The 16674-nt window shown below is 68.3% G+C and carries 18 protein-coding genes and 4 pseudogenes; 12 read left to right on the top strand and 10 right to left on the bottom strand.

All coding sequences use genetic code 11. The features are described from left to right. Positions 1 to 802, top strand: an 802-nt coding sequence (locus tag GNX96_RS21920; protein WP_163569497.1) for a LuxR C-terminal-related transcriptional regulator, incomplete at its 5' end; no start/stop codon positions are given. On the opposite strand, the gene GNX96_RS21915 is transcribed toward GNX96_RS21920, so the two are convergent. The 4 genes from GNX96_RS21915 to GNX96_RS54080 form a co-directional block, all read right to left on the bottom strand. Continuing rightward, complete coding sequence (locus tag GNX96_RS21915; RefSeq protein WP_279581115.1) at positions 702 to 1349, bottom strand: M50 family metallopeptidase; 648 nt, start codon at positions 1347 to 1349, stop codon at positions 702 to 704. The genes GNX96_RS21920 and GNX96_RS21915 overlap by 101 nt on opposite strands. Positions 1350 to 1375: 26 nt before the next feature. Further along, complete coding sequence (locus GNX96_RS21910; RefSeq protein WP_279581116.1) at positions 1376 to 1555, bottom strand: M50 family metallopeptidase; 180 nt, start codon at positions 1553 to 1555, stop codon at positions 1376 to 1378. Positions 1556 to 1682: 127 nt separating this feature from the next. After that, entirely contained in the window at positions 1683 to 1880 is a 198-nt protein-coding gene (locus tag GNX96_RS54085) for a hypothetical protein (protein WP_279581110.1), read from the bottom strand. Beyond that, positions 1880 to 2281, bottom strand: a complete 402-nt coding sequence (locus tag GNX96_RS54080) for a TetR/AcrR family transcriptional regulator (protein WP_279581109.1) — start codon at positions 2279 to 2281, stop codon at positions 1880 to 1882. The genes GNX96_RS54085 and GNX96_RS54080 overlap by 1 nt, the downstream gene beginning before the upstream one ends. Before the next feature lie 92 nt (positions 2282 to 2373). On the opposite strand from GNX96_RS54080, the pseudogene GNX96_RS61280 reads away from it, so the two are divergent. Both GNX96_RS61280 and GNX96_RS64445 read left to right on the top strand, forming a co-directional pair. After that, positions 2374 to 3897, top strand: a pseudogene (locus tag GNX96_RS61280) (FAD-dependent monooxygenase). 117 nt (positions 3898 to 4014) lie between these two features. Next, positions 4015 to 4641, top strand: coding sequence for a DUF6058 family natural product biosynthesis protein (locus GNX96_RS64445; protein ID WP_390624106.1), 627 nt, complete (start codon positions 4015 to 4017; stop codon positions 4639 to 4641). Here the strand turns inward: GNX96_RS64445 and GNX96_RS64440 are convergent. Beyond that, entirely contained in the window at positions 4546 to 5262 is a 717-nt protein-coding gene (locus tag GNX96_RS64440; protein ID WP_163569494.1) for a helix-turn-helix transcriptional regulator, read from the bottom strand. The two genes, GNX96_RS64445 and GNX96_RS64440, sit on opposite strands and share 96 nt — an antisense overlap. A gap of 28 nt (positions 5263 to 5290) precedes the next feature. Here GNX96_RS64440 and GNX96_RS64435 point away from each other — a divergent pair, with 28 nt between their 5' ends. From GNX96_RS64435 to GNX96_RS64425, 3 genes are all read left to right on the top strand, one after another. Next, positions 5291 to 5950 carry a hypothetical protein gene (locus tag GNX96_RS64435; RefSeq protein ID WP_163569493.1) on the top strand — a complete coding sequence of 220 codons (660 nt, stop codon included), beginning with the start codon at positions 5291 to 5293 and terminating at the stop codon, positions 5948 to 5950. A gap of 64 nt (positions 5951 to 6014) precedes the next feature. Further along, positions 6015 to 6149 carry a hypothetical protein gene (locus tag GNX96_RS64430; RefSeq protein ID WP_390624105.1) on the top strand — a complete coding sequence of 45 codons (135 nt, stop codon included), beginning with the start codon at positions 6015 to 6017 and terminating at the stop codon, positions 6147 to 6149. Positions 6150 to 6155: 6 nt separating this feature from the next. Beyond that, on the top strand, positions 6156 to 6665 hold the full coding sequence (locus GNX96_RS64425; RefSeq protein WP_390624104.1) for a hypothetical protein: 510 nt from the start codon (positions 6156 to 6158) through the stop codon (positions 6663 to 6665). Between the two features lie 73 nt (positions 6666 to 6738). On the opposite strand, the gene GNX96_RS21865 is transcribed toward GNX96_RS64425, so the two are convergent. Next, complete coding sequence (locus GNX96_RS21865) at positions 6739 to 7470, bottom strand: ATP-binding protein (protein ID WP_163569490.1); 732 nt, start codon at positions 7468 to 7470, stop codon at positions 6739 to 6741. Positions 7471 to 7727: 257 nt separating this feature from the next. Between GNX96_RS21865 and GNX96_RS21860 the strand changes: the two genes are divergently transcribed. Continuing rightward, positions 7728 to 8366: a nucleoside/nucleotide kinase family protein gene (locus tag GNX96_RS21860; RefSeq protein WP_163569489.1), complete on the top strand. Its 639-nt coding sequence runs from the start codon at positions 7728 to 7730 to the stop codon at positions 8364 to 8366. Positions 8367 to 8369: 3 nt separating this feature from the next. Here GNX96_RS21860 and GNX96_RS21855 read toward each other — a convergent pair. Then, a pseudogene (locus tag GNX96_RS21855) lies at positions 8370 to 9359 on the bottom strand (GlxA family transcriptional regulator). A 290-nt stretch (positions 9360 to 9649) separates the two neighbouring features. Beyond that, complete coding sequence (locus GNX96_RS21850) at positions 9650 to 10465, bottom strand: DUF427 domain-containing protein (protein ID WP_163569488.1); 816 nt, start codon at positions 10463 to 10465, stop codon at positions 9650 to 9652. A 54-nt stretch (positions 10466 to 10519) separates the two neighbouring features. Here GNX96_RS21850 and GNX96_RS21845 point away from each other — a divergent pair, with 54 nt between their 5' ends. Further along, positions 10520 to 11134 carry a DUF1684 domain-containing protein gene (locus GNX96_RS21845; RefSeq protein WP_279581107.1) on the top strand — a complete coding sequence of 205 codons (615 nt, stop codon included), beginning with the start codon at positions 10520 to 10522 and terminating at the stop codon, positions 11132 to 11134. 27 nt (positions 11135 to 11161) lie between these two features. On the opposite strand, the gene GNX96_RS54065 is transcribed toward GNX96_RS21845, so the two are convergent. Further along, a complete protein-coding gene (locus tag GNX96_RS54065; RefSeq protein ID WP_279581106.1) occupies positions 11162 to 11845 on the bottom strand; it encodes an amidohydrolase family protein in 684 nt (227 codons plus the stop codon). Between the two features lie 136 nt (positions 11846 to 11981). Beyond that, a pseudogene (locus tag GNX96_RS54060) lies at positions 11982 to 12239 on the bottom strand (amidohydrolase family protein); the annotation flags it as partial. A 296-nt stretch (positions 12240 to 12535) separates the two neighbouring features. On the opposite strand from GNX96_RS54060, the gene GNX96_RS21835 reads away from it, so the two are divergent. From GNX96_RS21835 to GNX96_RS21820, 4 genes and pseudogenes are all read left to right on the top strand, one after another. After that, positions 12536 to 13582, top strand: coding sequence for a MerR family transcriptional regulator (locus GNX96_RS21835; RefSeq protein ID WP_279581105.1), 1047 nt, complete (start codon positions 12536 to 12538; stop codon positions 13580 to 13582). Positions 13583 to 13586: 4 nt separating this feature from the next. Further along, positions 13587 to 14807, top strand: a complete 1221-nt coding sequence (locus GNX96_RS21830) for an MFS transporter (RefSeq protein ID WP_163569487.1) — start codon at positions 13587 to 13589, stop codon at positions 14805 to 14807. 125 nt (positions 14808 to 14932) lie between these two features. Then, positions 14933 to 15925, top strand: a pseudogene (locus GNX96_RS21825) (aldo/keto reductase). A gap of 97 nt (positions 15926 to 16022) precedes the next feature. After that, entirely contained in the window at positions 16023 to 16664 is a 642-nt protein-coding gene (locus GNX96_RS21820; RefSeq protein ID WP_163569486.1) for a TetR/AcrR family transcriptional regulator, read from the top strand. Positions 16665 to 16674 lie beyond the last annotated feature (10 nt).

The raw sequence follows: 16674 nt of genomic DNA, 5'->3' as shown, positions 1-16674 counted from the left end.
TGACATCGCGAGCGCGCGGGCGTTGGTGGCCAAGGAGCTGGCCGACGAGAAGAGTGACGGCGTCGTCGACGTCGTCAAGGCGATCGTCCACCGCCAGGTCCTTGGCCTCGCCGCGCTGGTCGACGGCGAACCCGAGGAGGCTGTCGACGTTCTCGGCGTCGCACTGCGAATGGCCCGCTCCGAGGGCATCCACGAGCCGGGCCGGCGGCACCGGCTGGAAGGCGATCTCGGGCAGGCGCTGGTCGCCACCGGCCGACTGGCTGAGGCCGCCGAGCTGGCCGCCGAACAACGGGCCCTCGGCGAGCGCGGCGGCCGGCCGACGGTGCTGGGCGTTGGGCTTCGCATCGAGGGTCTGGTGCGCGCAGCGGAGGGCGACTTGGACGCCGCGCAGGAGCTTCTTGAGCAGGCCGTACGCGCGCACGAGGAGTCGCAACTGCCGCTGGAACGCGGTCGGAGTTTGCTCGCGCTCGGCCAGGTGCAGCGCCGCCGGCGGACCAAACAGCAGGCCCGGAAGTCGCTCCAGGCCGCGCTGGACTGTTTCACCGAGCTGGGTGCCGTGCCGTTCGTGGCCCTCGCGGCCGCCGAGCTGGACCGCATCGAACCGGCTCGCGGCAACACCGGTCTGACCCGCGCCGAACAACGCATTGTGGACTTGGTCGCGACCGGTCACTCGAACAGAGAGATCGCCGCCGAGCTCTTCGTCAGCGTCCGTACGGTCGAGACGCACCTCGGCTCGGTCTACCGGAAGCTGTCGATCCGGTCCCGCACCGAGCTGGTCCGCCGGTTTTCCGGCGGAGGCTGAAACAGCAGGTCAGGGTGTCGCGCTGACCAGCAGGGCGCCGACGCTGAGCACGATCGCGGCGGCCATCGCGGTGGCCATGATGGTCAGTCAGCCAGATCCCGACGGACAGCCCGGTGAGCCGGGCCAGCTGGTCCACGTCGGACTGAACACGCAGGTCGCGCAGGTGTGGTGACTGGATGAACTGGTTTCGGCGCTGCCGGTGCAGCTCGACCAGCGTCCGCGGGCCGGCGAAGAGCAGGAAGCAGCTGAGGCCGCCGCCGATCGCGGCATGCAGGGCTGGTGGTGTCAGCAGCGACACGGCAAGCAGGGCGACGGCGGTCAGCACCAGCGACAATGCGCCATATGCGTTACGTACGAGGACAAGCATTGTCAGCAGGATCGCGGCGCCGATCCACATCACCCGGGTCGCCTGGCCGAGGCTGACCAGGCCGGCCACCACTGTGCCCACCAGCGGCGCCGCCAGGTAGCCGGCGGCCGCGGTGGCCACCATCCCCGGCCCTTCCGGCTGGCCGGCGGACAAGGTCAGGCCGGAGGTGTCCGAGTGCAGCCGGATGCCGCTGAGCTGCCGGCCGGTCAGTAGCGCGACCAGTGTGCGTGGCCGCCTTCGTGGGCGATCGTCACCACGTTCCGGGCGACCCGCCAGACCCGGTCCCAGAGGACGCAGACAGCGGCGGCGGCGGCCACCGCGATCAGCAGCCACTCCGGCTGTCGCCACGAGGACGTCAGGTCGGCGGCAGCGGCGTACTCATGCATCGGCACCGAGATTAGTCCGTCAGGGATACGTACGACGGCAGGTGCGGCCGGTGGCTCCAGCCGGCACGCGAGGTAGCGCGAGGGCGAGATCAGTCGGAGCCGTTGAGGGCCCTGAAAAGGAAGGCGGTCAGCGTCTCGATGACTTCGTCGTCCGAGACCGCGCGGCCGGTCGGTTTTTTTCGTCGCTCATCTGCCATCGCAGGCTGAAGGCGTCCAGCAGTGAGCTCATCGCGGCCAGGGTCAGGTCGGTCGAGCCGGGGAGCTGTCGGCCAGCGCGGGTGATGAACTCCAGGTGACTGGACATGTGGTTCTGGTCGTCGGTCATCAGCTCCTGGAGCTGCCGCCGAACTCGGCGTTGACCAGCGAAGCCTGCCGCAACGCGGTCAAGACGACCATGTTCGTCCGGAAGAACTGCCAGAAAGCGGCCACATGCCAGCGCACCGCGGCCCGGTCGGTGAAATCCGAGCTGTGTCTTGAGCCGGGTTCGAAAACGGCCTCGTCGCCGGCCTCCAGCATGTCCTTCAACAAGGCTTTGAGCAGCTCTTCCTTGCCGTTGAAGTGGTTGTAGAACGAGCCGGCGGCGCGGCCGGCCTCGGCGGTGATGTCGGTGATCTTGGTGTTCAGGTAGCCCTGCCGGGCGAACACCCGGCAGGCGGCTGCCTTCAGTGCGGTCTCGGTCTCGGCCGCCTTCGCCTTGCGGCCGCCGGTCGCCAGCTGTTCGGACATTTTCGCGGGTCGCCCTCCTTGACAGCACGCTAGCAGTCGAGGCATTCTGAATTCAGATTCACTGAATCATAATTCATTCGAAAGGGGTTGTCATGAACGCAGAGGTGCTGATCGCCGGAGCGGGGCCGACCGGGCTGACCGCCGCCATCGAGCTGGCCCGCCGGGGCGTGGCCGTACGGATCGTCGACCGGGCCGACCAGTTCTCGGTCGGCTCCCGCGGCGACGGGATGCAGCCGCGTACGCAGGAGGTTCTCGAAGACCTCGGGGTCCTGGACCAGATCCGCCAGTCCGGGATCGGGGCGCCGCTGATGCGGATGTACGCCGGCGACGAGGTCACCTGGGAGGGCCGGATGGCCGAGCCGGTCGACCCGCGGCCGGACGTGCCGTATCCGAACGCCTGGTTCGTGCCGCAGTGGCGGACCGAGCAGATCCTCCGCGAGCGGCTGGCGGACCTGGGCGTGCGGGTCGAGCTCAGCACCGCCCTGGTCGGCTTCGAGCAGGACGCCACCACCGGGGTGACCGCGACGCTGGAGCGGGACGGCGGGGCCGAGGTCGTACGGGTCAGTTACCTGGTCGGCGCCGATGGCGGGCGCAGCGTCGTCGTCGCAAGACACACTCGGCATCTCCTTTGTCGGGGAAACCGACGAGCAGGTCCGGATGCTGCTCGCGGACGTACGCACCGATGGCCTGAACCACGACCTCGGGCACGGCTGGATGCTGGACGACGGCCGCGCCTTCTTTGGGTTCACCCCGCTCGCGAGCGGCCCGGACCACTACGTGATCGCGACCCAGGGTGTTGCCGGCGAGGAGCCCGACCTCAGCCTGGACTATCTGCAGCGCACGCTGGAGAAGGCTTCCGGCCGTACCGATATCCGGCTGCACGACCTGACCTGGATCACGCTGTGGCGGCCGAACATCCGGATGGCCGAGCGGTTCCGGGACGGCCGGGTCTTCCTGGCCGGCGACGCGGCGCACGTCCACCCGCCGACCGGTGGGCAAGGCTTGAACACCGGGATCCAGGACGGCTACAACCTGGGCTGGAAGCTCGCCGCGGTGCTCGGCGGCGCGCCCCCGCGGAGCTGCTGGACAGCTATGAGGCTGAGCGGGTGCCGGTCGCGGAGCAGGTCCTCGGGGTCTCCACGACACTGCTGAAGAAGCACCTGGACGGCGACGCCGATGCCAACCAGCGCGGCGAGGAGACTCAGCAGCTGGGGCTCAGCTATCGGCAAGGCCCACTCGCGGTCGACGACCGGTCCAACGCGACCGGTTTGGTGGCCGGCGATCGGGCGCCGGATGCGCCTTGCCTGGACGCCGATGGGCGACCGGTACGGCTTTTCGAACTCTTCGTCGGCCCGCATTGGACCCTGCTGCGCTTCGGCTCGGCCGCCCCAGACAACTCGGCGGTGGAATCGTACGAGATCGGCTCCGGAATTTTCGATGCCTACGGTCACGCAGCGCGCGCGTACGACGTGCCCGCCGGCACCTCGGTGCTCGTACGGCCCGACGGCTATGTCGGTTTGGTGACCTCGTCCGCGGCTACCCTGGAGGCTTATCTTGGCCGGGTGATCGCAATGGAGCCAGAACTGTCAGACCCGGGTCGTACTGTCTCTGCATGAGCGTCAGCACTGAGCCGAGCCCGACCGCCCGCTTCCACCACGACCTGCGTGCCGCGGTCGCCCGGCGCTTCCGGGAGATCAACGGAGACCATCCGATGACCCCCGCCGACGACCGGTATGTCGACTTTGAATACGCGTCGCTGGAGGAGCTGGCGGCCGGTCACGGGCTCGACCCGGACGCGGTCCGGGCGGGACATGCTGTCCTACCGGCTGCCGTTGCCCAGCTACCTGCGCTCGGACGGCACCGAGATGTTCCACCGGGACCTGTTCGGCCTCGCCGACCAGCTCGGCCTGGACAACCTGCGCAGCTGGTTCGTCCGCCAGTTCGCCGATCCGGTGACTGGCCGCGAGGAGTGGCAGGCGTATTTGAGCGGGCAGTATGTGTGCCTGCATTCGGTCACCCCGTGGACCATCCAGCGCAAGGGCGAGCTGGTGGGAGCGATCCAGGACGCGGTGGCCGACCCCCAGCCACGCTCCACCGCCTGGCTGGACCAACTGCATGACTGGGTGGACCAGCTCGACGTTCTCGCACCCGCGTACACCGGCTATGACGTGCTCCGCTTCGGCGGCCCCACCGGCCGCCAAACCAACATCGACGCCATCCGCGCGAAGTTCCCCCGCCCGCCGCTGAACGTCGTGGATGTCCGGTCAGTCCTTGCCGAGGGCGCTGACGACCTCGGTACGGGACGACAGGCCCAGTTTGTGCAGGATGTTCGATACGTGGACGGCTGCGGTTTTCGGTGAGATGTAGAGCTTGCGGGCCAGTTCGCTGTTGGTGAGGCCGGCCGCGATCAGGAGCGCCACCTCCCGCTCGCGAGGGGTGAGGGCGTCCGCGCCGGTGACCGCGCGTTCGCCGGAGCGGGGTGCCAGGCCCAGTTGCGTACGCACCTGTTCGAGCTGATCGACTCGCCAGCCGCGCCACTGTTCGAGCAGCTCGGCGGCAGCCTCCACGTGCGGGGCGGCTTCGGCGTTTCGGCCGAGGGCGTGCAGGCAGCGGCAGCGGGCCGCGCCGGTGTGGGCGGTGGCCAGGACGGCGTTGGGCAGGATGACGGCTTTGGTGACGGATCTGTACGCCGTAAGGACATCCGCGGTCACGCCGGCGGCTTCGGCTGCCTGCGCTTCCACCAAGGTGCGCCAGTCGTCCCAGACGTCCGGCGTCAACGACTCGGCGACCAACTCTCGTACGCGCGGCAGCGGCAGCCCGCCGAACAGTGCGGCCGACACCAGGTCGTGGGCCTGTGACCCGGACCGCCAGGGCTGTTCTTCGAGGTCGTCGAGCACCACGGTGAGCAGCCGGTCGGCGTCCGCCAGCCGATTCTGTCGGCAGGCCAGGTGGAAAGTCAGTCCAGGCAAGGCGACCGGCATCCGGACCCGCAGCGCCTCGACTTCCTCGATGAGATCGCTGGCCCGCTGCAGGTCGCCGGCTTCCAGGCTGAGGCCGGCGAGGAAAAAAACAGGTGAAAGTCCGACCGTCGGCCGCGCCGGCGATAGACGCGGTTGCGGCCCGGCCTTCCAGCAGCGCGTCGATGGCCGCGTCGAGGTCGCCGTCTTTGAGAGCGAGCCGGGCGAGGCCTTGGTAGTACGAGGCGACCGCGAGCCATTCGTAGCCGGCGCGTTCGGCGTCGATCCGCATCCGTTCCAGCAGCTCGGCCTGTTCGGTGACGGACGCGAGCGGGATCTGCACCAGCATGTTCAGGGCCCGGGCCGCGAGCACCCATTCGCCGAGTTTCTCCACCTCGTCGAGCAGCCCAGCCAACAGCTGGCGACCGTCCTGCGCGGTGACCGGCCGGTCACCGAGCGCCGATCCCTTCTCCACCTGGGCGGTGAGCTGGACTCGGCGAAGGTCGAGCTGCTCGGCCAGTACAAGCGCCCGGTCGGCCCACTCGATGGCCGCATCGGGCAGGTCCCGGAGGGTCAGGGACTGCGACAACACCGTCATCGCCTGCGCGCGGTCGGGTCCGGGCAGCTCGTCGAGCAGGGCTTCGATGTCGTCGTCGGTGAAGCGTTCCATGTCGGCGAGGTCGTCGGACTCCCACGACAGCCGCATGAGTAGGTAGAGCGCCTCTGCCCGTTCCTCCGCCCGGTCCGCGCTGTCCCGCCATCGGCAGGCGTACGCGGTGGCGTCGTCGCCGAGGCCGGCCAGCCAGGCCGCCCGGGCCGCGGCGGCCAGCAGCTCAGTGTCGTCGCCGACCTCGTCCAGCGCCATCTCGGCGAGCTGGAGGGCCTGGTACGCCGAGCCGATCGCGAGGTAGACAGCGGTGCCCTTCCGGGCCGCCGCGATCATGTCGTCGTACCGGCCGGCGGCCTCCGCGTGGTGCGCGACCAGCGCCGGGTCGGCCGCGTCGGTGGCGCCGCCGACCGTGCCGGCGAGCAGCGCGTCCAGGGCGGCCTCGTGCAGCCGCCGGCGCTGCCGGCCGAGCATCTGGCCGGTCAGGGCCTCCCGTACGAGTGCGTGCCGAAAGGTGAACTCGTCCTCGGTTGACTCGATCAGTAGACCGCGAGTGACCAGCTCGCGCAGCACCTCGATGAGCTGCTGCTCGCTGGCGCCGGTGACGGCCGCGAGCAGGTCGAACGGCACCCGGTGGCCGAGCACCGCGGCCGCCTCGACGATCCGCAGCCGGTCCGGGTCGAGGTCGTCCACCTGCTGGCGGAGCACCTCGGTGAGGCTCCACGGCAGCGGCGACTCGCAGAGCGTCTCAAGGTCGATGTCGGAGTGCGCGCGAAGCAACTCCTCAAGGAAGAACGGATTTCCGCCCGTACGGCGGTAAAGCGAAGCGACAACGCGGAAGGACACCGGTTTGCCGGTGACGGCGGCCAGCATCGCGCCGGTGTCCGCCTCGGTCAGCCGGCCCAGGCGCAGATGCGCCACCTCGTGCCGGCGCTCGAGGCGGGCCAGCAGTGCGGCCACCGGATGCCGGCTGGTGACCTCGTCCGGCCGGTACGTGCCAACCAGCAGCTGCGAGCCGGTCCGGTCCGCGAGCCGCTCGAACAGCGCGCCGCGCTTTCCGAGTCGGCCCAGTGCAGGTCGTCGAAGACGATCACCGCCGGCGCGTCGCCGACCAGTCGGTCGACCAGGTCGATGCCGGTGTGCAGCCGCTCGACCGGGCTCCGGGCCGGGTCGGTGAGGGCCTGCAGCTGCGGGTCGTCGTCGGCGAGGCTGACGGCGTCCAGCAGCAGCTCGTACGGTCTGGCCAGCGAATCCGGCTCGGCCCGGCCGACCAGCGCGACCGTGCCGGCCGGCACCTTGGCCAGGAACTCCTGGATCAGCCGGGTCTTGCCGATGCCCGGCTCGCCGGCGACCAGGGCCACTTCCGGGCGCGGAGACGACGCGAGCTGCGTCAGCTGACGCAGCTCGCGATCGCGCCCGATCATCATCGGACTGGCATTGCGCTTGGGCCGCACCCTCCCAGCGTATCGGCGGCACGCCCGCCGGTGGCCACCTTGGTGGTGGACCGCGCCTTGCGGGCCCGCCGGGCCGCGCTCAGCAGGTGCGGTGCGACGCTCAGCGTCCGCGACCAGTTCCCGCTGCCGCTCGATGGCCAGTGCGGAGATCATTCCCGAGTGCAGATACATGGTGTGCTCCTTGTTTCGCTTCCGTCCTTGTGACTCCAATTCTGGTGTGGACGGCGGCCTGGAGCATCGGGTGTCGATGTCTATCTTCGCAGCTCAGGGCATACCTAGACGGGTGCCTAGAGGGGGCGTACGCGACTAGGCATACCTACGCCCATCGGCGGATGAGAAGGTGGTTTCTCGCCTATCGCAAGGAGATCTCGTGACCGACCGCGGGTATGTCTGACGCATGAACCTCGTCTCGCTCGCCGACCGGGCCCGTGTTTTTGGTCGGAGCCAACCCAAAACGGTCCGTGCTGGGCATCACCGGCGCGCCCGGTGCCGGCAAGTCCACGCTGGCGCAGGCGTTGGTCGCCGAGCTCCTCGGTGCCGCCGCCGGCTCGGCGTGGATCGGGTCGTGGGTCGCGTACGTGCCGATGGACGGCTTCCACCTGGCCGATATCGAGCTCGATCGGCTCGGCCGGCGGGACCGCAAAGGCGCTCCGGACACCTTCGACGCGGCCGGCTATGTCGCACTGTTGCGTCGATTGCGGGCCGACGACGAGGAAATCGTCTACGCACCGGGCTTCGAACGCGAGATCGAGCAGCCGATCGCCGGCAGTCTGCCGGTCACCCGGGATGCCCGGCTGGTCGTCACCGAAGGCAACTACCTGTTGGTCGACGAACCGGCCTGGGCGCCGGTCCGGGCCGAGCTCGACGAGGCCTGGTTCTGTGACCTGGCCGAACAAACCCGGCTGGACCGACTGGTCGCCCGGCACGAACAGTTCGGCAAGCCCCACAACGCGGCGATGGCTTGGGCGTACGGCACGGATCAACGCAATGCGGACCTGGTCGCCGGCACCCGAACTCGCGCCGACCTGATCGTGCCGGACGACGTCCTCAAGTCGATGCCCCAATAAGCGTCAGCTTCTGACGAGCCGGAAGGTGCTGCGGTAAGCGCTGGGAGAGACGCCGAGGGCGGTTTGCAGGTGTTGGCGGAGGGAGGCGGCGGTGCCGAAACCGGCGTCGGCGGCGATCCGGTCGACCGACAGGTCGGTCTCCTCCAGCAGGTGGCGGGCCCGTTCGACGCGCTGCTGGGTCAGCCACTGGACCGGCGAGATCCCGACCTCTTCCCGGAACCGGCGAGTGAAGGTTCGTACGCTCATCGACTCTTTTTTTTTTTCGCCAGCTCAAGCAAAGTCAGCGGCCGGTGCAGGTGGTTGAGAGCCCAGCCGCGGGCGGTGCCGGTGGACGAGACCTGCGGTTCGGGCACTGGTCGGTGTACGTACTGCGCCTGACCGCCCTCGCGATGCGGAGGCACCACCGTGCCGCGGGCCACCGCGTTGGCGACCGCCGTGCCGTGGTCCGAGCGGATCATGTGCAGGCACAGGTCGATGCCCGAGGCCACGCCGGCCGACGTGAGGATGTCGCCGTCGTCGGTGTAGAGCACGTTCCGGGTCGAGCTTTACCTGCGGGTAGAGCAGCTGGAACTGGTCAGCCGACCGCCAGTGGGTGGTCGCCGGCCGGCCGTCCAGCAGGCCGGCGGCGGCTAGCACGTACGCGCCCGTACAGATCGACGCGATCCTGGCGCCTGGTCGAATGGTCTTCAACGCGGTGGAAAGTTCTGGTGAGAGCGAGCCGCGCGGCTCGTAGTCGGCGGTCGCGGCCGGTACGACCACGGTCTCAGCCTCGGCCAGCGCCTCGGGGCCGTGCGTGACGGTAATGGTGAAATCCGCGTCCGTACACACCTGGCCAGGCGTCGGCGAGCAGGTCACCACCTCGTACAGCGGCTCGCCGGCGGCCGACCGGGCCTGCCCGAAGAGCCGGTGCACGATCCCTAGCTCGATGGGCAGCAGGCCATGTCGTACGAGCACCGCGACCCGGTGCCGGTCGGGAAACGAGAAGACAGCCATGGCTCGATCGTTGCACATATCTGAATTTCGGCCAGAGCTTACGGCTGACCGTCACCGATTCTGTCCGCATGGGAGCGGATGCGCCCCCGTCGGTCGCATCCGCTCGTGTCGATCCCATTCGCAGCCGCTATCGGACTCCGAGGCTGACCCCGGGGGTGCTCGTTCTCATCGGGGAACATCTCCTTCGTGGCGATCTGACCCGCTCAGATCTGACCCATTCAGCATGCGCCAGCTCACTGCCGTCTCGCTTACGGCCGACTGTGGTTCCGCTGACCTGGGCGAATGCGCTGTTAGGAGAAGTGGGTGACGGGCCGCGGCAAGGCGCTGCCGTCGACGCTGATGTCGACTTTCTCGTTGTAGAAGGCCATCAGGCCGGTGATCGGCAGCAGCTGGCGGGTCGGGAAGTCGTACGCCCACGCCAGGTCCGCATGCAGAGCGTCACCGATCTTGACCGACCAGTAGCCACTGGTATTTCCCTTGTACGGGCACGCTGTGACGGTGTCGGTGGGCACCAGGTGCTCGAAATTCACGTCAGTCCGGTTGAGGTAGTAGCGAGTCGGCAGCCCGGTCTCGAAGACCATCACTGGAGACGACGACTCGGCGAGTACCGCCCCTTCGAGTTCGACGCGCACGGTCCTGGTCGACCGGAGGGCGTCGACGCGCGTGTACGGACTGCGCGGGTGGACGAAAACCTGCTCGTCCTCCTCGAACCACGCGTCCAGCGCCGCCCAGTCGAACCGGACGGTGCCAGCCAGCCCCGCCAGCGCGTCGTCGCCGTAGACCCGCGCGGACTCCGGTCGTACGACAGAGCCCGCCCGCAGGCCGTGCCGGCGCGCGGTGCCGCGCTTCAGCCTCTGGGTGTGCTGCTCGTCCACCAGCATTTCGGGATTCACGTCGGCGACCGGCACGTAATACTGCGGATAGCTCGGCCACTCCCAGACGTAGAGCGCGCGCGTCGTGTCGAAGACCAGTTGCCCGCCGAGGAAGCCGCGCACCCGGCGAGGACACGGCTCGATGTGGTCGGTCGCGACGATCATCTGCGGGTAGTCAGCCACGGGTGTCTCTCGATCCGGTCGCGGGTGGGCTTGCCGCTCCCACTTTTCCATGGAACCGTTCTGCCGCCAGTTGCGAACGCTGGTCGACGACCGGAGGAGGAGCCCGTGGCGGCACTGCCCGACTCGGACGTATCGGATCTCGCGCTGCTGGACTGGCGTCGCCGGGTGGCTGAGCTTTACGCGGCCGTACGAGCGGCCAAAAACCCGGCGGATGGTCACGCGCTGTGGCGGGCCGGCCGGGACGAGCTGTTCCAGCGGCACTCGCAGAGCCCGCTCACCGACGACCACCCGATGCGCGAGACTGGTGTGCCTTATTGGCCGTACGACCCGAGTCTGCGGTTCGAGCTGGACCTGCTGCTCGTCGATGACGCGACGACGTTGGATGTGCCGACAGACGGCGAGGGGACCACCACCATGCGCCGGATCGGTCAGGTGGAGTTGTTGGGCTCGCGCGTGGACGTGTGGTGGCTCAGGCAATATGCGGGCGGAGTTTTCCTGCCACTACGAGATGGCACCGCTGCCGACACCAGTTACGGTGGCGGCCGTTATCTCTTGGACACAGCCAAAAGCGCCGATCTTGGCGGCGGGGCGAAAAGCCTGGTCGTCGACCTCAACTTCCTTTACCACCCGTCCTGTCGCTATAACCCCGCCTGGCAATGCCCGCTCGCGCCGCCCGGCAACCGCGTTTCCTTTGCGGTTCAGGCTGGCGAACGTCTTTAAGATCCGTCCTGGAATGCCGGCGGTGTCTTAAACCAGCTGTCCGTCGCGGGCTACCAGTTGTCCGTTTTTCCACACCTGGCTGACATTCGCGGCGAGGTGGTTCAGCTCGTACGCATCGCCGGCCACGATCGCCAGGTCGGCGCGATAGCCGGTGGCCAACCGGCCGAACTGGTCGCCGTAGCCGAGCAGCTCAGCGGCCGACGACGTGGTTGCCGCCAGCACCTGGCCGGGACTCATGCCGCAGCCCGCCATCAGCGGCGGCAGCTCGTCCAGGTTCGTGCCATGCGGACCGACCCCACTGTCGGTGCCCATCGCGATCTTGACACCCGCTGCGACCGCCCGGCGGACCGAGTCGACGTGGACCTCGATGACTTCTTTTGACTTGCGCACAGCCGATTCCGGCACACTTGCGCCGGCCTGCGCGGCCCTGATCACGCTGACCGGCGCGACCAGCGTGGGCACCAGCCAGGTCCCGTTGGCGAGCATCAGCTCGATCGCTTCGTCGTCAAGGTAGATGCCGTGCTCGATGGACCGGATGCCGGCTCGTACGGCGTTTTTGATGCCCTCGGTGCCCTGCGCGTGGGCCATCACGTACCGGCCCTGCATCGCCGCCTCGGTGACCAGCACCTCCAGCTCGGCCGGCGTCAGCTGGGTGTGCCGCGGGTCGTCGGTCGGCGACAGCACACCGCCAGTGGTGGCGACCTTGATCACGTCCGCGCCAGCTCGCAGGATTTCCCGCGCCACCTTGCGAATTTCGGCCCCCGTCGGCGATGCCGCTCGGTCGGCCTGGATGCGGCACGCCCAGCGGCAGGCAGAGCCCGGACGGCATCCAGCCGTCGCCGTGGCCGCCGGTCTGGCTCACCATGGAGACCGCGATCTGCATGCGTGGACCAGGAATCAGCCCATCTTCCACCGCTTTCTTGATGCCCAGATCGGCCCCGGCCGCGTCTCGTACCGTGGTGATGCCGACCGCGAGCGTACGGGCCAGATTCTGGGCGGCCTGGTAGAACTGGTACGAAAACGGGTTCTCCACCCGGCTTTTGATGGTCACGTCCGAAACCGTCACGTGCACATGGCAGTCGATCAGGCCAGGCAACAAAGTCATGCCGGTGCAGTCGACGACCTGCTCCGGACCGTGAAGGCCAGCGCCGATTTCGACGATCCGGTCACCCTCGACGACCAGGTCGGCGGCCACCGGATCGGCGCCACTGCCGTCGAAGACCTTCCCGCCGCTGAACAGAATCCGTGCCATTTCCTACTCCGTGCCGGGGTCCCCGCAGGCCACTCTTTCACAGCCCGAGCGGCGCTCAACCAGTCCGAACTGGCCGGCTCGGGCTCGAGGATGGACCTTGTCCCCGGGGGAAGCCGCACCATCGGGACACCGGCCGGAAGGAGCTGACTGTGGAGCTGGTGACGATTGGGGCGTTTGCCCGGATGGCGCGGTTGTCGGCCAAGGCGCTGCGACTATATGACGAGCTGGGGTTGTTGCGGCCGGCCGAGGTGGACGAGGGCAACGGCTATCGCTATTACGATCCGGCGCAGGTCGAGCGGGCCCGGCTGATCGCGTGGCTGCGCCGGCTGGACATGCCGTTGGCGCGGATCCGGCTGGTTTGCGAGCTGCCGGCGGCCGCCGCGGCCAGCGAGGTGGCCGCGTACTGGCAGCGGGTGGTCGCGGACACGGCCGCTCGCGAACAGCTCGCCACGTTTCTGATCGACCATCTTTCCGGGCGGGACACCGATATTGGGGAGGCTGCGCTGGCGATTCGGTACGCGGCTAGGTCGGCGGTCGGGATGGTGCGTACGAGCAATGAGGACATCGCCTTTGCCGGCGAGCGGCTGTGGGCGGTGGCCGACGGCGTCGGCGGCCGGGCCGGCGGGTTGGCCAGCGAAGCGGCGGTGAACGCGTTGAAACCGCTGGAAAATCTGGCCGTACCGACCGCGGAGTTGTTGAATGTGTTGGCAGACGCGGTCGACCGCGCTACCGAGGCGGTCCGGGAAATCGGCGCGAAGGCGGCGACCACGCTCACCGCCGCGTTGTGGTCGGGCACCCGACTGGCGCTCGTCCATGTTGGTGACTCGCGTGCCTACTTGTTGCGTGCGGGCGATCTTTTCCACTTCACCCACGATCACACATACGTGCAGGCAATGGTCGATGAAGGCCGGCTCACCGCCGCCGAGGCCGAGTCGCATCCCGACCGGGCACTGCTGGTCCAGGCAGTAGGCGGTAAGACCGAGCCACGACCGGACTTCTCGCTGCATTCCGCGGTCGCGGGAGACCGTTATTTGCTTTGCTCTGACGGCCTTTCCCGAGTGGTGGAGGAAAGTTCGCTGCGAGCCGCACTGGCCGGTCCGGGCGAACCGGCACGGATCGTGGACGAGTTGATCCGGCTCGCGTACGAGTCGGGCGCGCCGGACAACATCGCGTGCGTCGTCGCCGACGTGTGGTGAAAGTGTGACGCTGCTGGACTACGCCGTCGACGTACGACCCCTGCGAATTCCGGCGTTCCGCCGATTGTGGCTCGCGTCGGTGGTGTCGGCGGTGGGTGGTTCGTTCAGCATTATCGCCATCCCGAACCAGCTGTTCGCGATGACCGCCTCGTCGGCTGCGGTGGGCGGTGCGGCGGCGGTCTCGTTCTTGACGCTGGTGGTGGCAGCGCTGTGGGGTGGCGTGCTGGCGGACACGTTGGATCGGCGCCGGGTGCTGGTGATCGCGCAGGCGGGGCTGGCGGTGACGTATTTGCTGCTGTGGCTGCAGGCCGTGGGGAACGTCCGGTCGGTCGTGGTCCTGATGGCACTGGTGGCATGCGAAGGAGTGAGTTTTGGCGTCACGCTGGCAACAATGGGTGCCGCGGTGCCCCGGGTGGTGCCGGTGGAGCTGCTGCCGGCCGCGAACAGCCTCAGCTCGCTGGTCCGCTCCTGCGGTGCGATAGTCGGGCCTCTGCTCGCCGGCGTGTTGATCCCAATGGTCGGGCTGGGATGGCTCTATTTCTTCGACATGCTGGCACTTTTCATGGTCCTGTGGGCGATCCTTCGGCTGCCCGCGATTCCGGCGGTTCCCCGACAGCTCGCAGCCTCCGTTGTCAGCCAGGTGACCGAAGGTTGCTGCTACCTGCTCACCCACCGTCTGCTGGTGGCGATTCTTGGTGTGGACCTGGCCGCGATGGTTTTCGGGAATCCAGTGGCTCTCTTCCCGGAGTTGGCGGCGCGTACGTACGGCGGAGGTTTCGCCTTGGGACTGCTCTATGCCGCTTTCGGCCGGGGTTTCGCCGCCGGACTGGTCTCGGGCACTTTCACCCGAGCACGCCGGCATGGCGCGTTGATGGCCTGCGCGGCGATGGTCTGGGGCGTCGCGGTCGTGCTGCTCGCGCTGGCCGCCCAGCTCTGGCTCGCCGTGCTGGCCCTGCTGGTGGGCGGTGCGGTGAACTTCGTTTTGAGTACGTTCCGGAACGCGATTTCGCAGGCGTACACGGACGATGCGCTGCGCGGGCGGATCCAGGGCGCGTTGACCGTCGTCCTGGTCGGCGGGCCGCAGCTGGGCAACGTGCTGCACGGACTCGCCGGCGCGGGGTTTCGGAGCTCGCTGGGCGATGGGGGTAGGCGGCGCGCGCTCACGGTCTGTGCGGTCGCGCTGATCGTTTGTACGGTGCCGGAACTGGGGCGCTATCGGGCTTGACCTAGAGTCGACTCTAGGTTCTAGCGTGAGGCGTGATCACGTACGACCACAAAAGGAGCAACACTGTGCGTTACCGCGTTCTCGGCGGCACCGGCATCGAGGTGAGCGTCCACTGCCTCGGCACCATGATGCTCGGCGCGGTCGGCAACCCCGATCACGACGACTGCGTCCGCATTGTCCACACCGCCCTCGACCAGGGCATCAACTTCGTTGACACCGCTGACATGTACTCGGCCGGAGAGTCCGAGGAGATCGTCGGCAAAGCGCTCCAGGGGCGCCGCGACGATGTCGTACTCGCCACCAAGGTGCATTTCGCGGTCGGCGAGGAAGGTCCGAACCGGAGCGGAAACTCCCGGCGCTGGATCGTCCGGGAGGTCGAGGAAAGCCTGAAGCGGCTGCGGACCGACTGGATCGACCTTTACCAGATTCACCGGCCGGACTATAAAACCGACATCGAGGAAACCCTGTCGACGCTGACGGATCTCGTCCAACAGGGGAAAATCCGCGCTTTTGGTTGCTCGACATTCGCGGCTGAGGAGATCGTGGAGGCGCACACCGTTGCCCAGCGGCGCGGCCTGATGCGGTTCCGTACGGAGCAGCCGCCGTATTCGATCCTCGCCCGTGGGGTGGAAAAAAGTCGGTGCTGCCGGTCGCTCAGCGGTACGGGATGGGCGTACTTGTCTGGAGTCCGCTCGCTTTTGGCTTCCTGTCTGGGAAATTTCGGAAGAACCAGCCGATTGACATGACTACCGGCCGCCCGCGCGCTGCGCCCGAACCAGTTTGATCCGACGCTGCCAGCGAACGCGGCCAAGCTCGATGCCGTCGAGAAGCTCGTCGAGCTGTCCGACGACCTTGGCTGCACGCTGCCCGAACTCGCGATCGCCTTCACGGTGGCGCACCCGGGCGTCACGTCGGCGATCATCGGTCCGCGCACGATGGAACAGCTGGAAAGCGCGCTGAAGGGCGCTTCGCTCGTACTCGACGACGCGGCTCTGGACCGGATCGACGAGATCGTCGCTCCCGGCGCCAACCTCTATGAGCCCAACGGCGCCTTCGCGAACCCGGCCCTCGAGCCGGTACGCCGGCGCCGCCTCCTGACCGACCGTCCCGCCGCCTGAGTTCTGTCCGCAACGCCCCAGTGCTTGCATCTGACGCAAGCAGCGGGGCGTTGCGGGTAAATTGGAGCGCTAACTCCAGAACGGGTAAAGTGCGGGCATGGCAACAGAACCAGCGCGGCTGACCGCCAAGGGGCGGGCCACCCGGGACCGGATCGTGGGCGTGGCGTCGGAGCTGATGCTGACCCAGGGGGTCGCGCGGACCACGATCGAGGACATCCAGCGCGAGGCGAGCGTCAGCGCGTCGCAGCTTTACCACTACTTCGCCGACAAGCACGCGCTCGTACACGCGGTCATCGAGCGGCAGACCACCGACGTGCTCGGCTTCCAGCGGCTCGCGCTGGACCGGCTGGACAGTTTCGCTGCCCTTCAGGAGTGGCGAGACATGGCGGTTGCCGTTATGGAACAGCGCAACTGTACGGGCGGATGTCCGCTGGGCACCCTCGCCAGCGAGCTCGCCGAGACCGACCCGGCGGCTCGCGACGAGCTGGCGACTTCCTTTGGCCGCTGGGAAAAGCTGCTGCGCGACGGACTCGCGGCGATGCGTACGCGGGGAGAACTGGTCCCGGAAGCGGACCCCGACCGGCTCGCGCTCGCGCTGCTCGCCGCGGTCCAGGGTGGCTTGCTGCTCAGCCAGACCCGGCGCGATTCGTTGCCGCTGGAGGTGGCTCTGGACACCTCGATCGCGTACGTGCGCACCTTCGCGCCGTCGAACTGGGGGTCCGGCCAACGCGTTGGCTAGCCTGGGAGCC

Origin of the sequence: Fodinicola feengrottensis (assembly GCF_010993775.1) — a bacterium.
GTDB lineage: Bacteria > Actinomycetota > Actinomycetes > Mycobacteriales > HKI-0501 > Fodinicola > Fodinicola feengrottensis.
This window is presented reverse-complemented; position numbering and strand designations above follow the sequence as displayed.

What these genes read in the sequence shown, in the direction of transcription:
- GNX96_RS21910 (WP_279581116.1), bottom strand. Translation starts at nt 1,555, where the DNA reads ATGCATGAGTACGCCGCTGCCGCCGACCTGACGTCCTCGTGGCGACAG.
- GNX96_RS54085 (WP_279581110.1), bottom strand. Translation starts at nt 1,880, where the DNA reads ATGACCGACGACCAGAACCACATGTCCAGTCACCTGGAGTTCATCACC.
- GNX96_RS54080 (WP_279581109.1), bottom strand. Translation starts at nt 2,281, where the DNA reads ATGTCCGAACAGCTGGCGACCGGCGGCCGCAAGGCGAAGGCGGCCGAG.
- GNX96_RS64445 (WP_390624106.1), top strand. Translation starts at nt 4,015, where the DNA reads ATGTCGACTTTGAATACGCGTCGCTGGAGGAGCTGGCGGCCGGTCACG.
- GNX96_RS64440 (WP_163569494.1), bottom strand. Translation starts at nt 5,262, where the DNA reads ATGCCGGTCGCCTTGCCTGGACTGACTTTCCACCTGGCCTGCCGACAG.
- GNX96_RS64435 (WP_163569493.1), top strand. Translation starts at nt 5,291, where the DNA reads ATGAGATCGCTGGCCCGCTGCAGGTCGCCGGCTTCCAGGCTGAGGCCG.
- GNX96_RS21865 (WP_163569490.1), bottom strand. Translation starts at nt 7,470, where the DNA reads ATGTATCTGCACTCGGGAATGATCTCCGCACTGGCCATCGAGCGGCAG.
- GNX96_RS21850 (WP_163569488.1), bottom strand. Translation starts at nt 10,465, where the DNA reads ATGGAAAAGTGGGAGCGGCAAGCCCACCCGCGACCGGATCGAGAGACA.
- GNX96_RS21820 (WP_163569486.1), top strand. Translation starts at nt 16,023, where the DNA reads ATGGCAACAGAACCAGCGCGGCTGACCGCCAAGGGGCGGGCCACCCGG.